At 68.7% G+C, this 20867-nt stretch carries 19 protein-coding genes and 4 pseudogenes; 15 read left to right on the top strand and 8 right to left on the bottom strand.

Features of this window, described 5'->3' with window-relative positions:
- Positions 1 to 5 precede the first annotated feature (5 nt).
- Positions 6 to 116: pseudogene (locus ACIQM4_RS25475) on the top strand (type II toxin-antitoxin system RelE/ParE family toxin); the annotation flags it as partial.
- A gap of 252 nt (positions 117 to 368) precedes the next feature.
- On the opposite strand, the gene ACIQM4_RS25470 reads toward ACIQM4_RS25475, so the two are convergent.
- Positions 369 to 1406 carry an SDR family NAD(P)-dependent oxidoreductase gene (locus ACIQM4_RS25470; protein ID WP_401595849.1) on the bottom strand — a complete coding sequence of 346 codons (1038 nt, stop codon included), beginning with the start codon at positions 1404 to 1406 and terminating at the stop codon, positions 369 to 371.
- 56 nt (positions 1407 to 1462) lie between these two features.
- Between ACIQM4_RS25470 and ACIQM4_RS25465 the strand changes: the two genes are divergently transcribed.
- Positions 1463 to 1885: a MerR family transcriptional regulator gene (locus tag ACIQM4_RS25465; RefSeq protein ID WP_401595846.1), complete on the top strand. Its 423-nt coding sequence runs from the start codon at positions 1463 to 1465 to the stop codon at positions 1883 to 1885.
- A gap of 138 nt (positions 1886 to 2023) precedes the next feature.
- Here the strand turns inward: ACIQM4_RS25465 and ACIQM4_RS25460 are convergent.
- Positions 2024 to 2698, bottom strand: a pseudogene (locus ACIQM4_RS25460) (IS5 family transposase); the annotation flags it as partial.
- A gap of 230 nt (positions 2699 to 2928) precedes the next feature.
- Between ACIQM4_RS25460 and ACIQM4_RS25455 the strand changes: the two are divergent.
- The 10 genes and pseudogenes from ACIQM4_RS25455 (at position 2929) to ACIQM4_RS25410 (ending at position 11333) form a co-directional block, all read left to right on the top strand.
- Entirely contained in the window at positions 2929 to 3663 is a 735-nt protein-coding gene (locus ACIQM4_RS25455) for an ANTAR domain-containing protein (RefSeq protein WP_401595843.1), read from the top strand.
- A 5-nt stretch (positions 3664 to 3668) separates the two neighbouring features.
- The gene (locus ACIQM4_RS25450) at positions 3669 to 4403 is read left to right on the top strand and encodes an ANTAR domain-containing protein (protein WP_401595841.1); all 735 of its coding nucleotides are present in this window, start codon (positions 3669 to 3671) and stop codon (positions 4401 to 4403) included.
- Positions 4404 to 4803: 400 nt separating this feature from the next.
- Positions 4804 to 5860: pseudogene (locus ACIQM4_RS25445) on the top strand (IS256 family transposase); the annotation flags it as partial.
- Between the two features lie 119 nt (positions 5861 to 5979).
- Positions 5980 to 6804 (top strand): aminoglycoside N(3)-acetyltransferase, encoded by an 825-nt coding sequence (locus ACIQM4_RS25440; protein WP_401595838.1) that lies wholly within the window; start codon positions 5980 to 5982, stop codon positions 6802 to 6804.
- A gap of 106 nt (positions 6805 to 6910) precedes the next feature.
- Positions 6911 to 7198 carry a hypothetical protein gene (locus tag ACIQM4_RS25435; protein WP_401595835.1) on the top strand — a complete coding sequence of 96 codons (288 nt, stop codon included), beginning with the start codon at positions 6911 to 6913 and terminating at the stop codon, positions 7196 to 7198.
- A 268-nt stretch (positions 7199 to 7466) separates the two neighbouring features.
- Positions 7467 to 8150, top strand: coding sequence for a 2-phosphosulfolactate phosphatase (locus tag ACIQM4_RS25430; protein ID WP_401595832.1), 684 nt, complete (start codon positions 7467 to 7469; stop codon positions 8148 to 8150).
- 51 nt (positions 8151 to 8201) lie between these two features.
- Positions 8202 to 8387 carry a hypothetical protein gene (locus ACIQM4_RS25425; RefSeq protein WP_401595830.1) on the top strand — a complete coding sequence of 62 codons (186 nt, stop codon included), beginning with the start codon at positions 8202 to 8204 and terminating at the stop codon, positions 8385 to 8387.
- A 318-nt stretch (positions 8388 to 8705) separates the two neighbouring features.
- The gene (locus ACIQM4_RS25420) at positions 8706 to 9476 is read left to right on the top strand and encodes a GNAT family N-acetyltransferase (RefSeq protein WP_401595827.1); all 771 of its coding nucleotides are present in this window, start codon (positions 8706 to 8708) and stop codon (positions 9474 to 9476) included.
- A gap of 151 nt (positions 9477 to 9627) precedes the next feature.
- Positions 9628 to 9715 (top strand): annotated as a pseudogene (locus ACIQM4_RS25415) (AAA family ATPase); the annotation flags it as partial.
- 934 nt (positions 9716 to 10649) lie between these two features.
- Entirely contained in the window at positions 10650 to 11333 is a 684-nt protein-coding gene (locus tag ACIQM4_RS25410) for a LysE family translocator (protein WP_401595825.1), read from the top strand.
- Positions 11334 to 11346: 13 nt separating this feature from the next.
- Here ACIQM4_RS25410 and ACIQM4_RS25405 read toward each other — a convergent pair whose 3' ends face one another.
- The 3 genes from ACIQM4_RS25405 to ACIQM4_RS25395 all read right to left on the bottom strand — a co-directional run bounded on the left by ACIQM4_RS25405 (position 11347) and on the right by ACIQM4_RS25395 (position 14224).
- Complete coding sequence (locus tag ACIQM4_RS25405; protein WP_401595822.1) at positions 11347 to 12276, bottom strand: hypothetical protein; 930 nt, start codon at positions 12274 to 12276, stop codon at positions 11347 to 11349.
- A gap of 80 nt (positions 12277 to 12356) precedes the next feature.
- Positions 12357 to 13157, bottom strand: coding sequence for a hypothetical protein (locus ACIQM4_RS25400; protein ID WP_401595820.1), 801 nt, complete (start codon positions 13155 to 13157; stop codon positions 12357 to 12359).
- A 2-nt stretch (positions 13158 to 13159) separates the two neighbouring features.
- On the bottom strand, positions 13160 to 14224 hold the full coding sequence (locus ACIQM4_RS25395) for a methyltransferase domain-containing protein (RefSeq protein ID WP_401595818.1): 1065 nt from the start codon (positions 14222 to 14224) through the stop codon (positions 13160 to 13162).
- A 482-nt stretch (positions 14225 to 14706) separates the two neighbouring features.
- Here ACIQM4_RS25395 and ACIQM4_RS25390 point away from each other — a divergent pair, with 482 nt between their 5' ends.
- The 3 genes from ACIQM4_RS25390 (at position 14707) to ACIQM4_RS25380 (ending at position 16790) form a co-directional block, all read left to right on the top strand.
- A complete protein-coding gene (locus tag ACIQM4_RS25390) occupies positions 14707 to 15315 on the top strand; it encodes an HD domain-containing protein (protein WP_401595816.1) in 609 nt (202 codons plus the stop codon).
- Between the two features lie 441 nt (positions 15316 to 15756).
- A complete protein-coding gene (locus tag ACIQM4_RS25385) occupies positions 15757 to 16155 on the top strand; it encodes a hypothetical protein (protein WP_401595814.1) in 399 nt (132 codons plus the stop codon).
- Between the two features lie 56 nt (positions 16156 to 16211).
- The gene (locus ACIQM4_RS25380; protein ID WP_401595811.1) at positions 16212 to 16790 is read left to right on the top strand and encodes an OmpA family protein; all 579 of its coding nucleotides are present in this window, start codon (positions 16212 to 16214) and stop codon (positions 16788 to 16790) included.
- Positions 16791 to 17116: 326 nt separating this feature from the next.
- Here ACIQM4_RS25380 and ACIQM4_RS25375 read toward each other — a convergent pair whose 3' ends face one another.
- The 3 genes from ACIQM4_RS25375 to ACIQM4_RS25365 all read right to left on the bottom strand — a co-directional run bounded on the left by ACIQM4_RS25375 (position 17117) and on the right by ACIQM4_RS25365 (position 20866).
- Positions 17117 to 18319: a sialidase family protein gene (locus ACIQM4_RS25375; protein ID WP_401595808.1), complete on the bottom strand. Its 1203-nt coding sequence runs from the start codon at positions 18317 to 18319 to the stop codon at positions 17117 to 17119.
- Positions 18320 to 18329: 10 nt separating this feature from the next.
- On the bottom strand, positions 18330 to 19859 hold the full coding sequence (locus tag ACIQM4_RS25370) for an alpha-N-arabinofuranosidase (RefSeq protein ID WP_401595806.1): 1530 nt from the start codon (positions 19857 to 19859) through the stop codon (positions 18330 to 18332).
- Positions 19860 to 19942: 83 nt separating this feature from the next.
- Entirely contained in the window at positions 19943 to 20866 is a 924-nt protein-coding gene (locus ACIQM4_RS25365; protein WP_401595803.1) for a carbohydrate ABC transporter permease, read from the bottom strand.
- Position 20867 lies beyond the last annotated feature (1 nt).

The raw sequence follows: 20867 nt of genomic DNA, 5'->3' as shown, positions 1-20867 counted from the left end.
CACCTCGGCACGGGGTCGGCATCCGCCGCATCCACGTCGGACGCTACCGGGTGATGTACGAGTTCGAAGACGGCCGCCTGACGATCATCGTGTTCCACCTCGGCCGTACCCCGTAGGAGCATTTGTCCGGCGCCGAACCCGTAGGTCCTCTGCCGGGCGGCCGCGTCGTGCCGCCGCCGTATCACCCCGCCGGTACGGGCGGGCGGAGGGTGTCGCGCAGCTCGTGGGCACCGCGCCGGCCGCTGCGGGCCTACCGCGACGACGGCGCCCGGTGCGCCCCCTGCCGGCCCGGTCCGATGGCGGGGGTTGAGACCGGGCCCCTGTGGCACGCCATGATTGCGATGGCCCGGATGTGCGGCGAACAGGGCTTAATGCGGCGGGCCCTTGGCCCAGACCGCTCCGCCGCCGGCGGCGGAGCGCGGGGCGGGCCGGCCCGGGATGGGCGCGATCGGGGCGGACCCGGTTGCGGCCAGGGAGAGGTCCCAGAGCCGGGATGCCTGGCGGGGGTCGACGGCGTACGCGCGAACGCCGCCGTCATCCATAGGGGTGCCGGGGGCGGAAACCCGGGCAACGTCACAGTCCTCCAGGTAGAGCCCGCCACGGCCGGCGAGGAGTGAGGAGGTGGCGGCCCACAGGCCGGTGGCGGGGCCCTGGGCGGGAGTCTTGAAGTCGGCACCGACCACATTGCCGTGCTCGTCCACCCACCCGCGGTCGATCTGTTCCTGGAGTGCCATCTCGCGCTGGAGACCGGTGATGATTTTGCCCGGGTGAACGGCGAACGCCCGAACCCCATCACCCTGCCCGAGGGCATCGAGGTGGACGGTGAACAGGGAGTTGGCGGTCTTCGCCTGTCCGTAGGCCAGCCACTTGTCGTAGCCGGTGCGGAAGTGCGGGTCGTGCCAGCGGATACCGGTCAGGGTGTGTCCCGCGGAACTGTTGACGACGACACGCGCTCCGCCCGCGGCAAGGAGCGGGTAGAGCTCGCAGACGAGTGTGAAGTGCCCGAAGTGGTTGGTGGTGAGCTGGACTTCCCAACCGGGCCCGACGCGTCGCTCCGGGGTGGCCATGACTCCACCCAGGGCCATCAGGAGGTCGATCCGGTCGAGGCGATCTCTGAGGTAACGGGTGGCTGCGCGGACGCTGTCGAGGTCGGCCAGGTCCATGGGGATGACCTCACAGCCCAGCACCTCACGGAGGGCGGCGCGGGCGACGTCGGGGCGGCGGGCGGGGACGATGACCCGCGCCCCGCCAGCCGTCAGGGCCCGGGTTGTCTCCAGACCGAGCCCGGAGTAGCCCCCGGTCACGACGGCGGTCGTGCCGGAGAGGTCGCGGCTGGCCATGATGTCGTCGGTGGTGGTGGCGGCTGAGAAAGATGAGCCGAGCGGCCGCTGATCGGTAAGGGTCATGACGCTGACGCTACGATCTGGAGCGAGGTCTAGATCAAGCCCGGGAGTTGAGCGGTATGACGAGCGCCGAGGCTGCGGTGCAGACGGTCGGCATCGGTGAGGTGGCCGAGCGGACCGGACTGAGCGTGCACGCTCTGCGCTTCTACGAACGCGAAGGTCTGCTCGTCGGCCCGGTCCGGCGCACATCGGGCGGCCGGCGACGCTACACCTCCTTCGATGTCGACTGGCTGCTGATCTGCGTCAAGCTCCGCGAATCGGGCATGCCACTCACTGACCTCAAGCACTTCGCGGAACTGGTCCGCCACGGACCGGGCAACGAGGCGGATCGCCTGCGTCTGCTCGACGCCCATCAACACCGCGTCGACGCACAGATCAAAGCGCTGGAGGAGTGCCGATCCGTCATCGCCTGGAAGGTCGGCGTGTACGCCGAGCACCTCGCCCGCGGCACAGCAGGCGGGCTCTGGGACCCAACAGCCTGAGGCGAACGCGGGCAAAGTGGCGGGCAGCCCCGGGTTCGCGCCGTTGAAGACGGCCTCCTGCAGTTGCCACCAGTGGAGAAGCGCAACTGGAAACTCCGGGCAGGCCTCGACGCCCCAGCGGGTCTTGCCGAGGCCGGAGACCACCCAGCGGGTCTTGCCGAGGCCGGATCCGTGCGAAGCCCCGCGCCGGGCGATCTTTGGTGTGATTCCCCGTGCCCGGAGGTGGCGGCGGTACTTGTCGAAGTCGTGGCCGCGGTCGGCGAACAGTTGGGTCGGTCGGTGGCGGGGCCGTCCGCGCACTCCACGGATGCGGGAATCACGTCCAGCAGGGGGCATCAACTGGGTGACATCGTGCCGGTTTCCGCCGGTCAGCGAGACCGCCAGGGGGGTGCCGTGCCGGTCGGTGATCACGTGGTGCTTGCTGCCCGGACGTGCACGGTCAACTGGCGAAGGCCCGGTGTGAGACCCCCCTTTGAGGGATCTGACATGTGAGCCGTCGACCGCTGCGTCATCCAAGTCCAGAAGACCCGCTGCCCGCAGTTCCGCCAGGAGGGTCGCGTGCAGGCGGGGCCACACACCGGCTTCGGTCCAGTCCCGCAGCCGCCGCCAGGCCGTCACCCCGCTGCGTCCGACCCGCTCCGCGGAGACATCCGCCCAGCTCACGCCCTTGCGCAGCACATAAACGACACCACGCAGGGCCGCCCGGTCGTCCACCGGCAGGCGACCGGGATATTTCAGGCGCCGCGGCAGTCGCGGAGGCAGTAGCGGGGCCACACATGCCCACAGGTCATCTGGCACAAGATCATCCGACATCTGTGCAACCCCGCCTGCCACCGGGCCAACTACCGTGCACGAGCTCGTTAACCGAGCCGCGCAAGCGAACTCCTTCTGACATGACCCGATACTGATCATGCCGCCAGTTGCCTTCCGGACGGGGCCGGCCGGACTGCTACCGGGTGAGGTCTGGGGCTGGGCCGGTAGGCTGGTGGTGCGGGCTGCTCGATGGGAGCGGGGCGATCGGCAGCCTGGGAAGCGGTGACACGGTGGGACAGGACGCGCAACTGGCCGCTGTACTGGCCGCTCTGGTCCCGTCGGGTTCCGGCGAGCTGGTGGGTGGGGACCCGCTGCTGTGCGCGCGGGTTCTGGGAGTGGACGGGGTCGCGGTGTCGGTCCTCACGGACACGGACCGGTTCGAGCGGGTGTGGTCGAGCCCGGGGGCCAGTTCCCTGCTGGAGGACCTCCAGTTCATGGTCGGTGAGGGCCCGGGGGCGGACTCTGCGCGCTCCCGCTCCCTCGTGCCGGTTCCCGACCTCGCCGCGGTGCCGGCCGGGCGTTGGCCGCTGCTGCTGCCGGCCGTGCAGGAGCTGGGGGTGCGGGCTGTGTTCTGCTTCCCGCTGCGGATCGGAGGGGCGTCGCTCGGGGTGTTCACCGCACAGCGCAGCTCTCCGGGTCCTCTGACGCTGGCGCAGACCGACGACGCGCTGATCCTGGCGGCCACGCTCACCGCGGTACTGCCCCGGGGTGCGGTCCCGGGCCATCCGTTCACGCAGCAGGAGGGCACCGGGGGTGGGCTGCACCGGGCGGCGATCCATCAGGCCACCGGCATGATCAGTGTGCAGGCGTCCCTCCCGCTGGACCAGGCACTGGCCCTGCTGCGCGCCCACGCCTACCGGCGGGAGAGGCCGCTGGAGGACGTGGCCGATGAAGTGGTGACGCGGCGATTGCATTTCCGGGACACTTACGAGGGGACGGCACTTCCGTCCCAGACAGAGGGATGACGGCGATGAGCAGCCAGCAACGCGTGATGGACATCCTGGTCGAAGCCGTGGACACCCTGACCCACGACTTCGACCTGATCGATTTTCTGCACCGGCTCAGCACGCGCTGCGTGGAGCTACTCGACGTGGACGCGGCGGGGGTGCTGCTGGTCGACGAGTTCGGCCAGCTCCAGCTGATCGCCGCCTCCGACGAGCGCACCCGGCTCCTGGAACTCTTCGCACTCCAGCACGAGCAGGGCCCCTGCGTCTCCTGCTACCGCACCGGACGGGGCCAGCTGAACATCGACCTCACCTCGCCCGTAGCCACCGCCGGCTTCGGACCCTTCGCACAGCGGGCCCGCGAGCGCGGCTTCGTCCGCACGCACGCCCTGCCCCTGCGGCTGCGCGAGGAGGTCATCGGTGCCCTCAACCTCTTCAGCACCCGCCCCGAACGCCTGAGCGCCCAGGACCTCACCGTCGGCCAGGCCCTCTCCGACGTGGCCACCATCGCCATCCTCCAGCAGCGCACCATCGCCCGCGGCGACGTCGAGCGCGCCCAGCTCCAGTACGCCCTGCACTCGCGCATCGTCATCGAGCAGGCCAAGGGCATCCTCGCGGAACGCCACAACCTCGAACTCGACGCCGCATTCGACACCCTGCGCAGCTACGCACGCCACCACCAACTGCGCATCACCGACCTCGCCTCCCAGATCATCGACAACGATCCACCCCAGGACTTCCCCCCGGCCCCCCGCCGCTGATCACACCACCCGGCGGCACACCCGCGGCCGTTTCCGCCGTTTCCAGGGCGTGCTGCCGGAACGCTCCGGCCCTGCGCCCTGCATGCCCAGCCCCCCTCCGCGGACTGTGAGACATGCACCTGCTGGAGGTGCGGATACTGCGGCTTGTTCACGCCTGTCGCACCGTCGGGGGCACGGTTATGCTCCGGACAAGGTGTTCTCCTCCCGCGTCCAGCAGAGATGCCAGCGGTTGCGAGCACCTGCTGGCTCCCTGCCCCCGGGCCGGTCAACCGACCACTGTGAAGGGCCGGAGCCACCTCACCGAGAAGGCGGCTCCCGTCGCGTCCACTGCCGGTCCAGGCCCGGGGAGTCCTCCCGCACACCCCGTGCCCCTGCAGAAGACGCCCACGGCGGGGGCGGCGGCGAACCCGAAGAGGGGGGCGCCGCCCCCGCGGCCGGAGCGCTTGGGGTGAAGGCCCACGAGTAAACGACAAGCGCGTCGACGCGGCGAGTGACGAGCGCAAGCGTCGCCTCGACGATCCTGCTGCCCTGGGCCAGGAAGTTCCCGAAGATTCGGAGAGGTGCTGCCGCTGCTCTAGCTGCTCGGCCTGTCGTCCGGCCATTTCGTGCCCGCTCTGGAGCAGTTTCTCGGCTCAACAGCCGGCCTTTCGGCGGCGACCGTGACGCGCCTGACTCAGCAGTGGCAGGCCGATCACACCGCGTTCGGTGAGCGCGACCTGTCCGGGGCCGACTACGTGTACGTATGGGCCGACGGCATTCTCCTGCGCATCCGTCTGAGCGAGTTGAAGTCGTGCGTGCTCGTGGTGATGGGCGTGCGCGCGGATGGCACCAAAGAGCTCGTCGCCATGAGTGACGGCCACCGCGAATCAGCGGACTCCTGGGCGGAGCTGCTGCGTGACTGTGCCCGCCGGGGCATGCGCGTTCCCGTCCTCGCGGTGGGCGACGGCGCCCTGGGCTTCTGGAAGGCCCTGGCCGAGGTGTTTCCCGCGGCTCGCCATCAGAGGTGCTGGGTTCACAAGATCGCCAACGTTGCGAACGCCCTGCCGAAGTCCGCCCGGCCCGGCGCGAAGAAGGCCCTGCAGGAGATCTGCAACGCCGAGGACCGCGACCACGCACTCAAGGCGGTCGTCTCCTTCGAGAAGACCTACGGCGCGAACTTTCCCAAGGCCGTCAAAAAGCTCACCGACGACGTCGACGAGCTCTTGGCGTTCTGCGGCTTCCCCGCCGAGCACTGGATCCACTTGCGCACCACAGACCCGGTTGAGTCGACCTTCGCGACCGTCCGGCTGCGGACGAAAGTCACCCGGGGTGCCGGCAGCGCGGCCGCCGCCCCGGCCATGGTCCTCAAGCTTGTCGAGTCCGCACAGCAGCGACGGAGGGCCGTGAACGCGCCGCACCTCGTCGCGGTCGTCCGCGCCGGAGCCCGGTTCGAACGCGGTCAGCTCGTCGAGCGCCCCGAGATCCGCGTGGCCCGGGACGGCCACATCGCACAAAGTGGTGCAGCTCACGGCGCAGCAGTCCCACACTCGTATTACGTTCGTGCGACGCACCGTCTGGCACCACGGAGAACATCAGCATGCGCACGACCACACCGAACAACAGCGGGCTGACTGCCGCCGATCTGGAGAAGGGATGGCGCGCACTCGGCCTCGAAGAGGGCATGGCTGTGATCACGCACGCGTCCCTGGCCGGCCTCGGTCGTGTGGACGGTGGGGCCGCCACCGTGGTCGAGAGCCTGCGCACGGTGCTCGGGCCCACCGGCACACTCGTCGTGCCCACGTTCACCTGGCAGGTCACCGACCCAGACCCCGACCACCTCGGGATACCTGACCCTGACGTGATCGCACGCCGCGCAGCGGTACCCACCTTCCATTGCGACCTGGAAACCACCAGCATGGGCGCCATCCCCGAGGCGGTGCGGCTGCTGCCCGAGAGTGCGCGCAGCAGCCACCCACAGGCATCCGTGACAGCCGTGGGTGCCCAGGCCAACGACATCACGAGCCGGCAAACGCTCGGATTCGCGCTCGGCCGTACCTCACCGTTCGGACGCCTGCACGACCTCGGCGGCCACATCCTCCTCGTTGGTGTCGGCCACGACCGCAACTTGTTCCTGCACCACGCCGAGTCCCTCACCGCGAATCCCCGCCTCAAGGTCCGCCGCTTCCCGCGGGAACTGGACGGCGAGCGCGTATGGATCGAGACTCTCGACGTCGGCAACGACAATGGCACCTACTTCCCCACCATCGGTCGCGAATTCGAGGAGCAAGCCGGCATCACCGAGGTCATGGTCGGCGATGCCCCCTGCCGGCTCATCCCAGTGCAGCCCCTGATCTCCTTCGCCGTCCAGCGCCTCACCGACCTCCTCGCCGCTGAGCAAGCTGCACGGCAGAAAACCAACTGATCCACAGGTCTTGACGATTGCTCTGGAGCGGATCGGGTCTCCCTCAACGGTGACCGGTGGCTCCGGGTGTGGTGGGCGGTGTTTGTCGGGAGCTACTGCTGGGGGTATGAGGACTCTTCGTGCGCGCGCCGCTGTGTCGGCTGCCGTTGCTCCGGCCCCGTTCCTGCTGACGGCTCCCGCCGCCGATGCCTACCCCTACGGCCGTGCCACCTCCGCACCCCCGTACACCGCTCGGCGTCGGCGCCGCAGACGACTCGTCTGCGGCGCCGTTGTCGTTTACGTCGCCATCCGGGACGGGACACCGTCGTGTCCGCTGTGGACGGCTTCGGGAGTCGAGGGCCGACGTCCGCCCTTCAGCGGCAGCGGTGTGGCGGGTGAGATCGGCACGGCCTGAGCGGGCTTCCCTGACCCGGCCCTGTCCGGTCTTCACCCTGCACCCGATCGCCCCTGAGTGGTCCCCGACCCGCCCCGGAAAGGGCCCCTGACAGGGGCACCACATGGGCGGCAATGAACCTATCGAGTCGCCACGGCCGTAATCACCGGCCTCGCCGCCGCTCCTGCGGTCCACGCGTCGCCGTCTGTCACCGGGGCCCTGCGATGGGCACCGTGTGGCCGCCGGGATCGTGTCAGTGCCCGAGTCGGGCATGCGTGATCATGACGGGATGGACTCTCATTTCCTCGGCATAGCCGAGTTGACCGAAGCTCCGCCGGTGGCGGTCGTGGTCGACGTCATGCGTGCCTTCACAGTGGCTGCCTGGCTCTTTGCCCGAGGGGCGGAGAAGATCGTTCTCGCTGAGTCGCTGGATGAAGCCCTGGAGCTCAAGGCTCGTCATCCGGATTGGGTGGCACTCAAAGACGGGCCTCTCGCTCCCGGGTTCGACATGGTGAACTCACCAGGCACACTGCGGTCTGCCGACCTCGGCGGACGGACCGTTGTGCAGAAGACCACCGCCGGGACGGTCGGCGTTCTCGCGGTCAAGGAGGCGAAGCTGGTGCTGTGCGCCAGCTTCGTGGTGGCGGAGGCAACGGCTCGGCACTTGAGGGCTAGCGAGTGTGACGGTGTTACGTTCGTAGTCACCGGGGAGGACGGCCAGGCCGAGGAGGATCTGGCGTGCGCCCAGTACATCGCCCGTAGGATCACCGAGGCAGATACGGACGCGTCCGAGTTTCTCCGTCGCGCCGGCGAGTCGCGTGCCGCCACCGAGCTGGCTCAGGGGGTGCGCCAAGGGGCCCATCCGGACGACGTTGCACTCTGCCAGGAACTCGACCGGTTCCCCTTCGCCATGGTGGCGATGCTGGAGGACTCACTCATGGTCCTGCGTCCGTGCCCGGCGCTTCCATGGTGAGGCCGGTGCAGGCCAGGCAGCATCGACCAGATCCGGCCAGTAGTTGACCCGTTGGAAACGGTGTTTGACGGCCCGAGTGATCTGAGCAAGCTCGGCGGCGGCGAGGCTTCCGATGTCACGCACACGATGGACGTGCGCATCGCGATCGTGTGCGACAGCTACTCCCCGTACCTGACCACGAAGCGGTGCAAACAGGTCGCCACCTGGGCGGAGGCGAACAACGTCGAGATCGCTTGACACCTTGACCAACAACTCCTTGCTCAACCGGATCGAGGCCCAGATCACGGCCTGTGTTATTTCGCCGTTGACGGCACCGACCATCCCAGCCACAAGGCTCTGGGCAGCATGATCCGCCGCTACATTGGTTGTGACGTTGTTCAGCGGCTCCAGCATGTTGGCTGCGAGCGGCCCCAGTTGATGGGGGCGTCGGGGCTTCCGGACGCCTTGAAATGGCCCCGGCAAACGGCTTTCGACGGGATCACCTGAGGCGTCTTGTGGCTGTGGCGCCAGCGGTATCCCTAGGTGTCTGTGATCTTGGGGTGGCAGGATCGGCAGATGGTTATTGATCCGTTGCTGAAGCAGGCCCAGGGCGTATGGGAAACACTGGCCGCCCTGCCAGTGTCGTTTCCCTTGGCAGGGGGCACGCACGTGGTCACGTCGCCCGCCTCGCAGTTGGCTCCGCCGTCGTGGGCCGGCATTGTGGTGCTGGGTGACTCGGCGATCGTCACGGCACCGACCGACGGAGCTATGCAGGTTCTGCGTCGGATCCTGACCAGAGTGCCGACCGGCTCACTTACGTCTCCCGAAGCGATTCAAGCCGTGTTGCCTGTGAGTGAGGTTCTGGGGCCGGCGGTCTTGGGATACGTGTCACGGGCTGACTTCCGCCTGGTGCCGGCTGACGGTTCAGTTGAACGAATTGCTCCCGGCCATCAAGACCTGATGACGTTCGTGAAGTCGGTGCCGCCAGAGGACGCCGGTGAGAGCGGGATGGACGAGATCACCTCCGCTGCATTCGTGGTCCGCCACGGTGCGGACGTGGTAGCCGCGGCGGGGTTTCGGGCATGGCCCGCACAAGTGGCTCATCTGTGCGTACTTACCGCACCAGGCGAAAGAGGCCGCGGGTTGGCGCGCAAGGTTGCTTCGGCGGCAGTGGTGCAGGCACTCGCCGAGGGTCTCCTCCCGCAGTGGCGTGCCCGCCCGACGGCTTCCCGGAAAGTCGCACGGGCGCTGGGATTTCGCGAGTTGGGTAGCCAGCTCAGCCTTCGCTTGAACCAAGAGGAGCTTCGCCTGGACGACTGGCCAAAGGGTGTCACGCTGTCGCCGTAATCTTCTAGGCTTCTGAGCGGACCAGGCGATGTGACTCGGTGTGGTCTCGATGGTGCAGGCGTTGAGGTGAGCCTGTCCACGATCACCGCGTAGGGCCTGGGATCGGTGAAGGTCCTGCTCCAGCCGGTGACAGCCTCTAACGAGTCCCTCTGGGTGGACAAGGACGTTCACCGACCCTCGCCTCTGCGCGGCCATCGTCGACCGCCTCACCTTCGGCGGCGACATCATCGAGGCCGGGCGATCACGCGCGCCGCGATCCCGCCCGCGGCGCCGGCACCGCCTGTTGCCCATCGGGGGCCCCGATCGTGCCCTGGCAGTGTCCTGGCGCCCCGCCCGGAGGCTGCCGACCACTGGCTCACATGCGGTGCGAACGCTCGTCCCTGGCGGCGGCTCAGCCAGTGGGTGATGTCGGCGATGACCGCGGGGTCGACATGCTGCGGGGTTCCTTAGGGCCGGTGAGGCTCGGCTGCAGTACGGCCGACCCCGTTACGGCGGGGTCGGTGTGACGAAGCCGGTGCTGTTCGGCGGTCCATTCCCAGTCGTTGCCGGTCACGGCCGGTCCGAACAACTACGGCCGGCTGCTCTGGTCTGGCAGCGGAGCAGCAGACGCTCGCGCACTTCGGGCACGAAGGGTTCACGGAGGCGGACCACCGCAGTTTCCTGGGCGTGGGAATGCGTGAGATGTGGGAAACGGTCGTCGCACGGACGGGGTTGCACGCCTCCGTGGAAGAGTTGCTGGTGCTCAGCAACGAGATGTATCTGCGCCGGGTGGAACGGTCTGTCCAGGTGTTCCCCGCGGTTGTCAGTCTGGCCCGCAGTCTGCACGGGGCGGGAGTCATGGTGGCTGTCGCTTCGGGATCGTCCATGGAGATCATCCGCGCCGGGGGTGGAGGCTGCGTTGCGGGCCGGAATGCGTCGTGTGGCGGTCACGCCGGAGGCGGCCGACGCCCACCCGGCGGCGGAGCGCTCCGGTCGTCTGCTGCGCGCCGAGCACGCGCAGTTCGACGAGCGGCGGATACTGCGATGGATGGATGGATGGATGGACGGCCGGAGCACGTTCGCGCCTGACCCGTGCCCCGTTGGCTGTGAACACGCGAAGCGGGCCCTACTGACCGAAAATGCAGCGCGGCGGGCCTGTGCTGACCAAGAGTGCATTGTGGGTACACGCACCCCATGGTTACTGATCTTTCGTGGGGTACCTTCCTGCCCTCGGCGCTGCTCCTGGCCGCCACCCCGGGCGCGAACCAACTGCTGACGTTACGCAACGGACTTCGCCACGGGCTGCGGTCGTCGGTTGGCGCCTCGCTCGGACGGTTCACGGCGTTCGCCCTGATGGTGCTCGCTGTGGCCGCCGGGCTGGGTGCGGCGCTCAGCTCGTCAGACCTGGTGTTCAACGTCGTGAAGTGGTGCGGTGTCGCCTACCTGGCGTGGCTCGGCGCGCACACGGTCTTCACCGCCTGGCGGAGCAGCCCGCCGGGCCCCGGCGCACCCCGTGCACCGGGGCATGGGGCCTCGGAAGAGACGGGGCAGGGTCAGCCCGCACCGCAGAGTTCGCCCTGGCGTTTGGCGCGGCAGGAGTTCCTCGTGGCGGCCTCCAACCCGAAGGCGCTGATCCTCTTCGCGGTCTTCCTGCCGCAGTTCCTGCCTCGGGGCGCCGAGAGCATCGCCCTGCCGCTGGTTGCTCTCGGCGCCGCTTACATCGCCGTGGAGTTCTGCTGTGCCTGCGGATATGCGGCGGTGGGTGCCTGGTTGAAGAGGACGGGGCGTGGCACGGGGCAACCTCGCCGCGTGCTCGATGTACTGACAGGGTTGGCGATGTTCGGGCTCGCGCTCTGGCTGGCCACGGAGAGCCGCTGAGGGCCCGGTGCTGTCAGCGGGTGCGGGGCATCGGCAGGATGGGAATGGACTCACGTCGGCAGTAGGTGGCCGGCCGGCGCACCGCCTGGCGCAGAGCACGCCAGTTGCTCACGGTGCGCAGCAGGCCGTCGTCGGGGGCGCTGTGCCAGAAGCGGTTCTCGTCCTGGTCCCCCAGGAGCGGGCAGAACAGCGAGACCGCGAGAGTGGTCCGGTGGCCCCGCGTGACCGGTGTGACGGCGTGGTAGACGCGGCTTCCCCGGGTGAACATGGTGTCCCCCACGTGCTGGAACGGCGCGGTGCGTACATGAGGATGGTCGGGCCCCGCCGCGGTGATCTCCTCGCGGCTGCGGTCGAAGGCGTCCGGGTGTCCGCGGTAGTAGATGTAGTCGCCGCCCTCGTGTTCCCCGTGGTCGGAGAGCGTCATCGTGAAGACGTAGTTCATGCCGTCGCGATGCCATTTGGCCACGGGAGCTGCTTGGACGGTGGTCCTGGAGGGCTCGTAGTAGTTGATCTGTACTCCCGCGTCGCGGATCGGATGCGGGACGAGGGGGACACCGACGAGGTGCGAGGCCCTGCGCAGGAAGGAGCTGTCGCGGACCATGTCGTGCACGAAGGGGGAGAGGGCCTCCACTCCGCGCAGCCGGTGGGAGACGACGTAGTCGTTGTGCACGGCGCACGGTTTGAGGGCGTGGACGATTTCCCGCAGGAACCCGGCTCCTTCGGGTGTGAGGAGCTGGACGGGGCCGGTCATGGCGAGGTCGTCCGGCAGGTTGGCACGGCCGTGGAGCTCGTCCGTGCGGTAGCCGAAGTCGCTCATGGCGGCGGTGACGGCGGGCGCCGGACCGCTGTGGGCCACCAGCGCGGAACGCCAGCGCGGTTCGGTGAAACGGTAGGGGGAAGCGGTACGGGCCGGCACGTGCAGTGAACGCTTGAGACGGTCCAAACCCGTGGTTATCGCGGCTACGTGTTGGGGCGGTAGCGGGGGAAACCATCGAAACTCCTTGGGCAGTTCTCGATCGGCTGTCACGGATCACTTCTGGGTTCAGCCGGCACGGACCACTTGCCCGCGCCCTGGTGGAGACGGGCCTGGTACTGCTGGTCGCGCAGCCATTCGTCGTGCACCGCCTCCAGCGGGTCGTCGAGGAGGAGCCGGGCGAGACTGTTGCCGTCCTTCCACGGTTCCGCGGCGGAGCGCATCACCAGGACAAGGGTGATGCGCTCTCCGTCGTCGAGGACCTGGGCGGAGTGCAGCAGCCGACGCCCCTGCATCAGGACCGCGTGGCCGACCCGCTGAGGGATCTCGGCCTGACGGCCCGCGGGCAGGGCGCCCTCCTGGCCCAGCAGCCAGCGCCCTTCCTCCGGCGGTCCCTGGTGCACCAGGGTGGCGCCGCCCTGGGCACTTCCGCTGGTGTGGAGGGGTATGAGCTCCACCATGGCTGCGCCGTCGGTGTGGTGGTCGATGGGAACCTCGCCGGGCCGGTAGAAGTTGATGTGGGACGCCGCGCGGGTGATGGGGTACGGCTCGAGTTCCACGCCGGCCAGTTCACTGAGCGCCCGAAGGCGCCGGGAGTCGTGCATCAGTGTTTCGACCGCGGGGATGGCACGGTGTGCGGCGCGAAGGTGCCGCAGCCCCAGGTAGCGGTCGGCGCTGCGCGCCTCCCACTCGTGCTCGGCCAGCCGCCGAGCCTCGGACAGGATGCTGTCCAGCAGGTCGCCCGGGTAGTGGTGGGCGTAGCGCGCGTACCCCAGAGGTGAGACGGCTTCCACGTCGTGGGCGCACCCGGTGATGTCGCTCAGAGTGCGCTGTTCGAGTACGTCCAGCATGCTCACTTCGTCCCGTCGAGTGTGATGACAGCGGTCAGCGAGTGGCCCGTCCCCAGCCCCGAGGCGAGGGAGTGTTCCACCGCGCGCAGCCCGCGGGCCAGCATGGGCCCGGCGACAGCGGGGGGCAGGCCGCGCGACTGCTCGGCGACCGCGTCGAGCACGGAATTCCACTGCGTCGCGAACCTGCTGTAGAAGGCGCGTACCACGTCGGGTGCGTGGTGCGGGATGCGCGGGGCCCGCAACTCGCCGAGGGGGACCGTCTCCCCGTCCTCCATACGGTTGATCAGCGTGCGGTAGGGAGCCAGTCCGGGGTTGAACTGCCCGGTGGCGGTGTGCCGGCCGACCATCACCGACCGGTCGAAAAGTTTCTGCCGACTGATCGCGCAGCCGGCCGCACCGGCGGCACGGCTCACACAGCTGCGCAGGCTGTGCGCGTCCCAGAACGTCATGAGGACCTCGTCGGCCGCCTGGTCGCTGTGGAAGAAGCTCATGCGGTAGGGCCAGCGGGACTCGTTCCACCGCGGTGCCCATTCGAGGGAGTACCGGCCGAGTACGTCGATCACGACCACCGACTGCGTGCGGTTGCGGCGCACGGAGGAGAACAGCCGGGTCAGCGTGGCCAGCAGCTCGTCCGCCGTCAGGTGCGAGTAGGGGACTCCGCACGAGAGGTAGATGTCGAACGGATCGTCAGGAATGTCGGTACGGATGTCGCCGTGCCAGAACTGCGCGTCGTCCTCGTCGTGGTGGGTCCGTGCGGCCAGGTCCAGCAGACCCCGGTCGAGGTCGAGGCCCCGGTACGTAAGGTGCGGCAGGTCAGGAAGCGTACGTGTGGCGCGCAACGCCTTCAGCAGGTGCAGCCCCTCTCCGGCACCGCACCCGATGTCCATGACGCTGAGCCCTGAGGCCCGGGGAACCTGGGACAGGGCGCTCTGCAGGATGGAGAAGGTGACCGGCTCCTCCCAGAGTTGCTTCACGGCGTCGCGCCGCTGGGGTGAGGTGTAGTGATCGGCTCCTGGCGCGTACAGACCGCTCTGGGCTTCGGCCCCCACCAACTCCGTGGTGCTCATGGTCATCCTCAGGACTCGGGTGCGGTGCAGGGCTGGTGCCACGCATCCGCGAGCGCATTCGGAAATGCCCATTTTCTGAGCCAAAATCCCGGTGCTGGAAGCGCGATATGCCAGGTGGTCATTCCGTCTTCCGCAGGGCGGAAGAGTGCCCGGGGCGGTGTTCCCGCACGTCGGCGTTGATGAGACGAAGGGCCCCGACGAGGGCCGATATCAATCCGTGGCTATTGCACATAGTGGGCGAACGGGGCGGGCGCCCTTGACGGGCTCATGCGGGCTTCGTACCGGACGGCGAGGAGGTACAGGTGGCGGACATGCCTCCCCTCGGGGTCTCGACGTGGTCGGCGTGGACGAGTAAGCCCAGTGCAGGCGCCTCACCTACGGAACCGGCTCTCTTGTGCTCTGACCGCGAACGTTCACCGGGTGGGGAGTCCTGGTTATGGTGCGCGTAGCTCAATGATGTTCGTTGCAAAGGGGTGGGGCGAATGCTGATCGAGGTTGCAGGGATGCGCGTACCTGTGGGGCTGGCGGCAGAGGCGGCGCGGCTGGTTTGTGAGGAATACGCTGACGAGGCGCTGTACCACCACTGTGTGCGGTCATATTTCTTCGGTGCGGCCTGGGCGCAGGCGCGTGGTCTCGACTTCGACCGTGAGCTGTTCTTCGTCTCGGCGCTGCTGCACGACTTGGGGCTCGTTCCGCCCTTCGACAGTCACACGCTCTCGTTTGAAGAGGCTGGTGGCCATCTGGCCCGGGTCTTCACGGCCGGTCTCGGCTGGCCGGCTGAGCGACGCGACCGGGCGGCTGAGCTGATCGTGCTCCATATGCGGGACGACGTGGCCCCGGAAGTGGATGTGGAGAGCCGACTGTTGCAGGTGGGGACGAGCGCCGATGTATCCGGTACGGGCCTGGAGGCCTTCGACCCGTCCTTCACGGACACACTTGTTGCGGCATACCCCCGGTTGGGCTTCGCCAAGTCCTTCGTGCGCCTGTTCCAGGACCAGGCAGAGCGTAAGCCGGGGTGCGCGGCGGCGCAGTTGGTAGCGGGAGGAGGGTGGGCGCAACGGACAGTTTCCCATCCGCTCGATCAGGGCTGAGGGCTGCCGGCGGCCTCGAAGGTCCCGATCGCCTTGATGTGGGCCGCGGTGATTTCTGTCCCAGGTACGGCATGTGCAAGTAGGTTCTCCCACCGGGCACTTGACGGAAGGATTCCCGACTGTGCGGTGCCCAGGTACGGCCCGGGGCTCGGGGTTCGCATGGGCTACTGTGCAACGGGTTGCCGTGGATGAGGTCGAGGGGGAAGCATGGTGTGTGAGGTAGCGGATCAGAGCGTCCGTGGGTACCGGAGTTGGCGTGGCACAGCGCAAGCTGGGGCGAAGGGAGCCGCTCTCGGACTCATTGCGGTCGTAACGCTTTCGCTGAGCGGGTGCGGAGGCAGTGATCCGGCCGGCGCGCCGGCAGGTAGGTCCAAGGCTGCCGACGAGCCGGGTGGCGGGCAGCCGGGTGAGCAGAAACCGGGGGCCGCGGGCCCGAAGAGCATGGGTCTGGAGATGAAGGGCGCGAACGGCGCGGTGCTCACCATCGACTCCGTGCAGCGCTACGAGGGCGGTGTGGTGACCGTCCGCGGCGAGATGCGCAACGACGGCAAGGAAGCGCTGAACCCGATGCAGTGGACAGGCGGCAACGATCTGTCGTTGAAGAACGGCTACTCCTCGTCGGGTGCATCGCTGGCTGACCTCAAGGGTAAGAAGCGCTACTACCCCCTGCGGGACACCCAGGGCAACTGCCTGTGCAACCAGTTCCACACCGTCTTCCAGCCCGGTGCCAAGGCCCCTGTCTACGTCCAGTTCCCGGCACCGCCACAGGGCACGACGGAGGTTGACTTCGCCATGCCGACCTTCGGTACCGCCCCCGTCACGATCACGGCCGCGCCGTGAGGCCGGCGACGACGGCACGCTTCGCTGCCCGGCTTGCGGCCTGCATCCTCACCGCCGTGTGCCTGACCACCCTCCCCGGCCTGAACCACACACCTGTGGCCCGTGCCGAGCCCTCCCCGAGCCCCCCGTACCAGCCCCCGCCCGTACCCGTCGACCCGAACGCCGAGGTTCTGGAACTGAAGAAGGGCGCACAACTGGCCCCGCCGGTGGTGGTCGACATCCTCTCGGTATCCACGGACCTGTCCGGCGACTCCGGCCGTGAGGAGTCGAACGACAACATCAAGCTGACCCTCCAGTCCGAGGTCCTCTTCGCCAAGGACAGCGCGAACCTCGGCGCACGCGCCGACGCCCGGATCACCGAAGCCGCGCGGGAGATCGGACAGAACAGCCCGCGGAAGATCACCATCCACGGCTTCACCGACAACCTGGGGACCTACGCCCATGGCAAGGCGCTCTCCACCCGGCGCGCCGAAGCAGTGCGTAAGGCACTCGCCGCCCAACTCGGCACATCCGCGACCTCCTACGAGACGGTCGGCAAGAGCGAGGACGACCCCGTCGCGGACAACTCCACCGAGGAAGGCCGCAAGAAGAACCGTCGGGTGGAAATCTCCTTCGCACGGGGCGCCGGAGAATAGGGCGCCACCGCCACCGCCACCGCCCTGGCCCCGTCGTCGAGGAGTCCACCGGCCGGGCCATCGCCGCCAAGGATGGCCCACACCCCACCGGGCCCGTACAACTCCACCCGGCGTGCCTCCTGTCAGCGGACCGGAGTGCGCATCGCCTTGCGGAACTTCGCGTGGCGAACGCCGTCGGCCGAGTTCCCGGACGACGTCCGGGAACTCGGCCCGTCGTGGCGGACGGGGACACCACAGGTCCGGCCAGGTGCGGCGAGCGTGCCCGGCCGGCGCGGCCCCGGCGTACAGCCAGGACGGGATTCCCGCGCGCCGCGGACGGCAGGAACTCAGGCTGCCGGGAGCGAGGCGGTTGCGTAGTACGGCTTGCACACCGTGCCGTCCCAGTCCGTCGCGACCTGGAGCAGGCGGGAGCCGTCGCCCAGGGGCAGCAGGCTGGAGCTGTAGTTGGGGCAGTGGTCGACGGTCGTGGAGTCGACCCGTACCGGCGCGGGGACCTCCGTCCAGGTACCGTTCCCGCCCTTGCTGTTGACCCAGACGGTCCGTCCGCTGCCGGCTGCCTTCGAACCGTCCTTGTTGTACATGACCTGTCCGATCAGGACGAGCCTGCCGAGCGGGTTGCCCGCCTGCGGTGCCCACGCCAGGTTCGGCGCGTGGCGGAAGTACTTGCCGTCGGCGGTCTCGGGCCGGAAGCCGAGGTGGGTGGGGTCGCCCCAGTTCAAGCCGTCGTTCGAGGTGCGGTAGTGCGTCACGCAGACGTACTGCCCGGCGGCTGCGCAGATCTCGTACGACATGAAGTACGTGCCGTTGGGAAGCTTGCGCACCACGGGCATGCCGGGGCGGTCGGAGGCGAGGGTGCTGGCGACGGTGTCGTGGTGGCCGGTCCAGGTCAGACCGTCGGTGGTGCGGGCGGCGACCAGCTTCTGGCTGTGTCCGGCGTCGGTCTCGTCGGAGTAGTACGCCACCAGCGCTCCCGAGGCGTCGACGGAGAACTCGGGCTCCCACAGGCCCTTCTCGTCGGGGGCCGTGGCGATGGTGGAGAGATAGCTCCAGGTGCGGCCGATGTCGTTGCTCTTGAAGACGCGCATCGACATGCGCCGTCCGGGGGTGTCCTGCCCCGCCGAGTTGGCCCAGAGGAGGGTGCCGGCGGGCAGGTTGCCGATGCTGCGGGGCAGTTCGTAGAGGGTCGCGCAGCACAGGCCCCTGCCGTCCGCGGAAGCGGGGTCGCGGACAGTGCCGACCTGGCGGAAGGACGCGCCGTCGTCGGTGCTCTCGTGGAGGGCGCCGATGCCGTTGTTCCCCTCGAAGGCGACCACGGAGGCGAGGATGCGGCCGTTGGCGGAGCCGCTGTGGGCGAGCTTGACCGCCCGCGGGTACAGGCCGGTGCTGTTCTGGAGCAGTCGACCGGACGCGGCCTGGGCAGCGGGCGGCAGCTGGGTGAGGGACAGGGCGGCGGTCAGGGCGAGCAGGAAGGGGATCAGAAACACGGGTCGCAAGGCCCGTGGCGCGTGGAGACGACGTGCAGTCGGCATGGAACTCTCCTCAATCGGGGCAGGGTGTGTTCGGCACCAGGCGGATGACGTTCCAGGAAACCGGTGGCAGTTCCGCCTGGAGATTGCCCTCGGCGGTGATCTGGGCACCGGTCGCGCGGCGCGGGACGACGCGCTCGGGGTGGGCCTCGGTGTTCACCGCGTCCGGGTCCGGATCGCAGAGGACCAGGTGTTCCTCGACGCGGTGTCCGGCGGCGGCACCGCGCAGCGCCGCCTGCAGGAGCAGCGGCTCGTGCAGGCCGCGGTTGACGGCCAGGACGGTGTACGTGTCGGCTTCCTCGTCGTACGTCACCACCGTGTCCAGCGCGGACACGTCGCCGTACTGCGCGGTGTCGATCCGCGGGCCGGTGACGACGCTGTGCAGTACCCGGCCGCGGGCGAACCGGGCCGCCTGCGCGAAGGGGTGGAAGGTGGTCTGGCGCCAGCTGGCACCGCCGGGCTCGGTGCGGATGGGGGCGATCACGTTGACGAGCTGGGCGAGACAGGCCATGGCCACCCGGTCCGCGTTGCGCAGCAGGGTGATGAGCAAGGACCCGACGACGACCGCGTCGGTGACGCTGTAGGTGTCCTCGATGAGGCGGGGCGTCTCGGCGGTCTCCAGGTTGCGCTCGCCGACGAAGCGGGCGGCGTACCAGACGTTCCACTCGTCGAAGGACAGCTTGATCTGCTTCTTGGAGCGGCGTACGGCGCGCACGTGGTCGGCGGTGGACACGACGGAGCGGATGTAGCGGTCCATGCCGGCGCCGGAGGCGAGGAAGCTGGTGCGGTCGCCCTCCAACTCCTCGTAATAGGCGTGCAGGGACAGGTAGTCGATCTCGTCGTAGGTCTGCTCCAGCACCTCGCGCTCCCAGGTGCCGAAGGTCGGCATCTTCTCGAAGGAGCTGCCACAGGCGACGAGTTCGATGGACGGGTCGACCTGACGCATGGCCTTTCCGGCCTCGGCTGCGAGACGTCCGTACTCGGTGGCCGTCTTGTGGCCGGTCTGCCAGGGACCGTCCATCTCGTTGCCCAGGCACCACAGTTTCACGTCGTGCGGCTCCCGCACCCCGTGCTTGATCCGCAGGTCGGACCAGGCGGTGCCGCCGGGGTGGTTGCAGTACTCGACCAGGGCGCGGGCCGCGTCGATGCCGCGGGTGCCCAGGTTCACGGCCATCATCGTGTCGAGCCCCAACTCCTTTGCCCAGGTGAGGAATTCGTTGGTACCGACCTGGTTGGACTCGATGGAGCGCCAGGCCAGGTCGAGCCGGCGGGGCCGGTCGGCGAGCGGTCCCACGCCGTCTTCCCAGTGGTAGCCGGAGACGAAGTTGCCACCGGGGTAGCGCACCATTCCGGTGCCGAGTTCGCGTACCAGGTCCGCGACGTCACCGCGGAAGCCGGCCGCGTCGGCGGTCGGGTGCCCGGGGTCGTGGATGCCGGTGTAGACGCAGCGTCCCATGTGCTCGACGAACGTTCCGTACAGGCGCGGGTCGACGTCGCCGACGCTGAACTCGGGGTCGATGACGAACCGTGCGATGTGCGGCATGGTGTGGTGCCTTTCGTTGTGGTGCGGTGGCGAGGGGGGTCGCTTCTCGGCGAGAGAAGCGGCCAGGTCAGAGGGGCAGGGGGTTACTTGAGTCCGGTTCCGGCGATGCCCTCGACGATGCGGCGCTGGAACAGCGCGAAGACGGCGAGGAGCGGGATCGCGCCGAGCACGGCGGACGCCATGAGCTGGGCGTAGGGGACGCCGAACACGTCCTGGACGGAGGTGAGTCCGACGGGCAGCGTCATCATCTCGGGGTCGGTCACCACGAGCAGCGGCCACAGGAAGTTGTTCCAGACGCCGACGAACACGAAGATCGTGACGGCGGAGACTGCGGGACGGGAGATGGGCATCACGATCTGCCCGTAGATGCGCAGCCAGCCCGCGCCGTCCGCGCGCGCCGCTTCGATCAGTTCGCGGGGAATCCCGTCGAAGAACTGCTTGAAGACGAACACGGCTACCACGTTGGGGACTTGGGGGAGAATGACGCCCCAGTAGGTGTTCAGCATCCCCGCCGACTGGAGTGCGAGGAACTGCGGGATCATCAGCACCTGTCCCGGGATCATGATTCCGGCGAGCAGCAGGGCGAACGCGGCACGGCGCATCCTGAAGCGGGTGTGGGCGAGGGCGAACGCCGCCAGGGACGCCATCACCACCGTGAGTACCGTGGTGAGGACGGTGGTGATGAAGCTGTTGGCGTACCAGTACGGCAGCTTTCCCGCATCGAAGATCTCGCCGTACGCGGCCAGGGTCGGGTGCGCCGAGAACCATCCGGTCGGGTTCGTGACGACCTCCTGCGCCGGACGTATCGAGGTGGCGAGCGCCCAGGCCAGCGGCAGCAGCCACAGCACCGCGAGGGCGATGAGCACGCCGAGCGCCACCCGGTTGAACAATTGCTCGGAGTCCCGGCCCCGGTGCTTCCCGGCGGGAGCGTCGCGGCGGCCGGTGCCGGGGTCGTCGGCGGCGGTGTCCCTGCGGCCCGTACCGGGGCCCCTGGTGATCGCGGACATG

This window comes from Streptomyces sp. NPDC091272 (assembly GCF_044757485.1).
In the GTDB taxonomy this organism is placed as follows: Bacteria; Actinomycetota; Actinomycetes; order Streptomycetales; family Streptomycetaceae; genus Streptomyces.
This window is presented reverse-complemented; position numbering and strand designations above follow the sequence as displayed.

Coding starts and splice junctions, on each gene's coding strand:
- ACIQM4_RS25390 (WP_401595816.1), top strand. CDS start 14,707: ATGCTGATCGAGGTTGCAGGGATGCGCGTACCTGTGGGGCTGGCGGCA.
- ACIQM4_RS25465 (WP_401595846.1), top strand. CDS start 1,463: ATGACGAGCGCCGAGGCTGCGGTGCAGACGGTCGGCATCGGTGAGGTG.
- ACIQM4_RS25385 (WP_401595814.1), top strand. CDS start 15,757: ATGGGTCTGGAGATGAAGGGCGCGAACGGCGCGGTGCTCACCATCGAC.
- ACIQM4_RS25410 (WP_401595825.1), top strand. CDS start 10,650: ATGGTTACTGATCTTTCGTGGGGTACCTTCCTGCCCTCGGCGCTGCTC.
- ACIQM4_RS25400 (WP_401595820.1), bottom strand. CDS start 13,157: ATGCTGGACGTACTCGAACAGCGCACTCTGAGCGACATCACCGGGTGC.
- ACIQM4_RS25435 (WP_401595835.1), top strand. CDS start 6,911: ATGAGGACTCTTCGTGCGCGCGCCGCTGTGTCGGCTGCCGTTGCTCCG.
- ACIQM4_RS25395 (WP_401595818.1), bottom strand. CDS start 14,224: ATGAGCACCACGGAGTTGGTGGGGGCCGAAGCCCAGAGCGGTCTGTAC.
- ACIQM4_RS25365 (WP_401595803.1), bottom strand. CDS start 20,866: ATGTCCGCGATCACCAGGGGCCCCGGTACGGGCCGCAGGGACACCGCC.
- ACIQM4_RS25440 (WP_401595838.1), top strand. CDS start 5,980: ATGCGCACGACCACACCGAACAACAGCGGGCTGACTGCCGCCGATCTG.
- ACIQM4_RS25370 (WP_401595806.1), bottom strand. CDS start 19,859: ATGCCGCACATCGCACGGTTCGTCATCGACCCCGAGTTCAGCGTCGGC.
- ACIQM4_RS25375 (WP_401595808.1), bottom strand. CDS start 18,319: ATGCCGACTGCACGTCGTCTCCACGCGCCACGGGCCTTGCGACCCGTG.
- ACIQM4_RS25430 (WP_401595832.1), top strand. CDS start 7,467: ATGGACTCTCATTTCCTCGGCATAGCCGAGTTGACCGAAGCTCCGCCG.
- ACIQM4_RS25420 (WP_401595827.1), top strand. CDS start 8,706: ATGGTTATTGATCCGTTGCTGAAGCAGGCCCAGGGCGTATGGGAAACA.
- ACIQM4_RS25450 (WP_401595841.1), top strand. CDS start 3,669: ATGAGCAGCCAGCAACGCGTGATGGACATCCTGGTCGAAGCCGTGGAC.
- ACIQM4_RS25470 (WP_401595849.1), bottom strand. CDS start 1,406: ATGACCCTTACCGATCAGCGGCCGCTCGGCTCATCTTTCTCAGCCGCC.